4 protein-coding genes and 1 pseudogene are annotated in these 3,970 nt (G+C 68.7%); 4 read left to right on the plus strand and 1 reads right to left on the minus strand.

The window, feature by feature from the left end; all coding sequences use genetic code 11:
- From zwf to pgl, 3 genes are all read left to right on the plus strand, one after another.
- Positions 1-981 (plus strand): glucose-6-phosphate dehydrogenase (gene zwf / locus GX543_RS12960; protein ID WP_290852398.1); only part of this gene is annotated, 981 nt, incomplete at its 5' end.
- Positions 978-1,889, plus strand: a complete 912-nt coding sequence (locus GX543_RS12965; protein WP_290852399.1) for a glucose-6-phosphate dehydrogenase assembly protein OpcA — start codon at positions 978-980, stop codon at positions 1,887-1,889. The genes zwf and GX543_RS12965, both read left to right, overlap by 4 nt.
- The gene (gene pgl / locus GX543_RS12970) at positions 1,886-2,617 is read left to right on the plus strand and encodes a 6-phosphogluconolactonase (RefSeq protein ID WP_290852400.1); all 732 of its coding nucleotides are present in this window, start codon (positions 1,886-1,888) and stop codon (positions 2,615-2,617) included. The genes GX543_RS12965 and pgl overlap by 4 nt, the downstream gene beginning before the upstream one ends.
- A 27-nt stretch (positions 2,618-2,644) precedes the next feature.
- On the opposite strand, the gene GX543_RS12975 is transcribed toward pgl, so the two are convergent.
- Positions 2,645-3,517 carry an alpha/beta hydrolase gene (locus tag GX543_RS12975; RefSeq protein WP_290852401.1) on the minus strand — a complete coding sequence of 291 codons (873 nt, stop codon included), beginning with the start codon at positions 3,515-3,517 and terminating at the stop codon, positions 2,645-2,647.
- Between the two features lie 240 nt (positions 3,518-3,757).
- Between GX543_RS12975 and GX543_RS12980 the strand changes: the two are divergent.
- Positions 3,758-3,970: pseudogene (locus tag GX543_RS12980) on the plus strand (ectoine/hydroxyectoine ABC transporter substrate-binding protein EhuB); the annotation flags it as partial.

The following is a 3,970-nucleotide window of genomic DNA, read 5'->3' on the forward strand; positions in this document are numbered from 1 at the left end:
AACCGACTGGTCGGCAGCGTCTTCCCCGAGGAGTCGGTGTTCCGCATCGACCACTACCTCGGCAAGGAGACGGTCCAGAACATTCTGGCCCTGCGCTTCGCGAACCAGCTCTTCGATCCGCTGTGGAGTTCGCACTACATCGACCACGTGCAGATCACGATGGCCGAGGACATCGGGCTGGGCGGTCGTGCCGGGTACTACGACGGCATCGGCGCCGCACGCGACGTGATCCAGAACCACCTGCTGCAGCTGCTGGCCCTGGTCGCGATGGAGGAGCCGGTCTCGTTCTCGCCGCGGCACCTGCAGATCGAGAAGATCAAGGTGCTGTCGTCGACGCGCAACATGCTGCCGATCGCCGAGAACTCCGCTCGCGGACAGTACGGTCCGGGCTGGCAGGGGTCCGAGCCGGTGGTCGGACTGAAGTCCGAAGACGGCTTCTCCCCCGACTCCGCAACCGAGACCTTCGCCGCGATCGCCCTCGAGGTCGACACCCGACGGTGGGCGGGCGTTCCGTTCTACCTCCGCACGGGCAAACGTCTCGGCCGGCGCGTCACCGAGATCGCCCTGGTCTTCAAACGAGCCCCGCATCTGCCGTTCGACGACACCATGACCGCCGAGCTGGGGCAGAACGCACTCGTGATTCGCGTCCAGCCCGACGAAGGCGTCACCCTGCGGTTCGGCTCCAAGGTGCCCGGCAGCGGCATGGAGGTCCGCGACGTCAACATGGACTTCTCGTACGGCGGCGCGTTCACCGTCTCCTCGCCCGAGGCGTACGAACGGCTGCTGCTCGACGTGATGCTCGGCGAGCCGTCGCTGTTCCCGGTCGACGAGGAGGTCGAGCTCAGCTGGCAGATCCTCGATCCGGTGCTCGAGAACTGGGCCGAGTCGGGGGCCCCCGACGAGTACGAGTCCGGCACCTGGGGTCCGGCGTCGGCAGACGAGATGATGGCCCGCACCGGACGAGCCTGGAGGCGCCCGTGATCGTCGACCTGCCCGACACGACGACCGAAGCGATCAGCAAGCGGATCGTTCAGTTGCGCCGCACCGGCGGGGCCGTCACCCTCGGCCGCGTCCTGACGCTGATCATCGATCTCGACAACGGCGACGACGCCGAGGACGCCGTGGAGGCGTCCAACCGCGCCAGCCGCGAGCACCCGTGCCGCGTGATCATGGTGGTCCGTCACGACCGTTCCGCCGCCACGCAGCTCGACGCGCAGATCCGGGTCGGCGGCGACGCCGGCGCCTCCGAAGTCGTCGTGCTGCACCTCAACGGCGCGCTCGCCGATCAACCGCAGGCGGTCGTGACCCCGTTCCTGCTGCCCGACACGCCGGTCGTGGTCTGGTGGCCGGGCAACGCCCCGGCCCGACCCGCAGAAACTCGGCTGGGCCGGCTGGCGTCGCGTCGCATCACCGACAGTCGCCGCAGCGACGATCCCGGTGCACTGCTCAGCGCTCGACGCCTCGGCTATCTCCCGGGCGACACCGATCTCGCCTGGTCGGCCATCACCCAGTGGCGCGCGATGCTGGTGTCTGCCCTCGATCGCCCGCCGCACCACCCGATCACCTCCGCCCGGGTCACCGGACCGCACGAGCTCGCAGGCCTGGACCTGTTCGCCGGATGGCTGGCATCGGCGCTGGGCGTCCCGGTGTCGCGCGGCGACGGCGAGATGTCAGTGACGCTGCACCACAGCGGCGGCGAGCTGTCGATGAGCGTCGGGCCCGAAGGCGGGATCCTGCGCAGCACCGGCCACCCGGACGGACGGTCGCACTGGGCCAGGAGGACCACCGCGGAGTGCCTCGCCGAAGAACTGCGGAGCCTGGACGCCGACGAAGTGTACGAGAGCGCCCTGCATGGATTGTCGGGCGTCACCCACGAGGAGCATCGATGAACGACCAGGCCGAACGCCTGATTTTCGAATCGTCCGCCGAACTGGTGGCGACCGCTGCCGCCCGATTCATCGCCGCGGTCACGCACGCGCAAGAAGCTCGCGGTATCGCGACCGTCGCCCTCACCGGCGGCAGCAACGGCATCGGGCTGCTCCGGGAACTGGCCCGTCACCCGCGCGCCATCGACTGGGAGCGCGTCGAGATCTATTGGGGAGACGAACGCTACCTCCCGATCGACGACCCCGAGCGCAATGAGTTGCAGGCCCGCCAAGCCCTGTTCGACCACATCGACATCGATCCCGCGCGGGTGCACGTGATTCCGGCGTCCGACGGGCCCTTCGGCGACGACATCGACGCCGCGGCGCACGAGTACGCCCGCCTGATCGGCGACGACACCGTCTTCGACGTCCACCTGCTCGGCATGGGCGGCGAAGGCCACATCAACTCGCTCTTCCCCCACACCGATGCGACCGCCGAACAGTCGCGTCCGGTCGTGGCCGTCACCGACTCGCCCAAGCCCCCTCCGCGGCGCATCACGCTGACGTTCCCGGTCATCAACGCCTCGCGCGAAGTCTGGTTCCTGGTGTCCGGGGCCGAGAAGGCCGAAGCCGTCGCCGCCGCAGCGGCCGGAGCCTCCCGACACGACTGGCCGTGCGCGGGGGCCGCGGGAACCGAGAACACCGTCTGGTTCCTGGACCGCGCCGCTGCCGCCGATCTCCCGAACGCGTGACCGACGGCGCCCTGCCGAACCCCAGGTTCAGCGGCGCCAGGCCGCCAGCACGGTGCGGATCCCGGTGATCATGGCGATCGGTTGGTCGAACATCGGGTGGTGCCCGGCCTCGGGCAGGTCGATCACCCACGCGTCAGGACCGAGCATCGGGCGCATCCGGTCGAGGAGGTCGTCGTCGACGATCCCGTTCTCGCTGCGGAAGTAGGCGACGGCGGTTCCGGCGACGGTGCCTTCCAGCTGCCGCGAGTTGGACCGTCCCATCCGGTTCTGATCGAATTTCCGCCCCCACCCACCGTCGACCTCCCTCAGGGACTGCCGACCGACGTGCTCGAGGATGTACGGCTCCGCGTAATTCTGAGCGGGCACGAGGCGGTAGCGCGCGACGGCGGCCTCGACGGTCGGATAGATCCGTGGCGGGTGAGCCGTGATGTCGGCGCGCATCGCGCGCTCCTCCGGAGTCATGTCACGGACCGGAGAGTCGAAGACGATGACGCCCGCGATCTGTTCCGGGCAGCGCGCGGAGGCCGCGTAGGCGACGATCCCGCCCATGCTGTGGCCCACGAGGATCGGCGGGCCGGCGATTCGGCCCGCTGATGCGACTGCCAAGACCTCGTCGATGAACTCCTCGAAGCGGTATTCGGAACGACGGTCGCTGTCGCCGTGGCCCGCCAGATCCAGGGTGACCACCCGGCGGCCCGACGCCAGGAACGGCGCGATGTGATCCCACCAGTTCTGGTTCGCCATCCCGCCGTGGATGAGCACGACGCCGGGCGTGTCCGGCTCGCCCCACGAACGGTAGGCGATGGATGCACCGTTCACGTCCACGCGGCCCGGCTGGCCCGACTGCGCGAGTGCGTCTCTGAACCACTGCGGTGGGGACTGGTCTTCTACGCTCACCATCCGACTGTATCCACGAGCCGTCCGGCGATTCTCAGCGGACTCCGCGAACTCGGTTTTCACCGACGTCCGCAAACACCCATCACATGTGACCGAAGTTGATATGGTCGTCACACCCGAAGTCAATCGCACGTTCATACGAAACCTTGGGCGCTCGAACACCGTTACCACGCCGTGCAGGCGATGCCTTCGCGGATGTCTTCCCGACGGTCGGTCGACGCCCACCGGGGAAGAAGACAGTTGATGAGAATCCGAAGCGACAACCGACACCTGGCACGCAGAGGGGCGGCGCTGCTCGCCACCGCACTGCTCACCGCCACCGCCCTGACCGCCTGCACCAAGACCGACAGCGACGCCGAAACCACCCTCGAGTCCCTCCGCGAGGCCGGCACCGTGACCGTCGCCTACGCCAACGAGGCCCCGTACTCGTTCGACAAAGACGGCGAACTGACCGGC

Source organism: Gordonia sp. (in: high G+C Gram-positive bacteria), assembly GCF_012515855.1.
Taxonomy (GTDB): domain Bacteria; phylum Actinomycetota; class Actinomycetes; order Mycobacteriales; family Mycobacteriaceae; genus Gordonia.

Excerpts from the sequence above, each read along its gene's own strand:
- pgl (WP_290852400.1), top strand. The coding sequence starts at position 1,886 with ATGAACGACCAGGCCGAACGCCTGATTTTCGAATCGTCCGCCGAACTG.
- GX543_RS12975 (WP_290852401.1), bottom strand. The coding sequence starts at position 3,517 with ATGGTGAGCGTAGAAGACCAGTCCCCACCGCAGTGGTTCAGAGACGCA.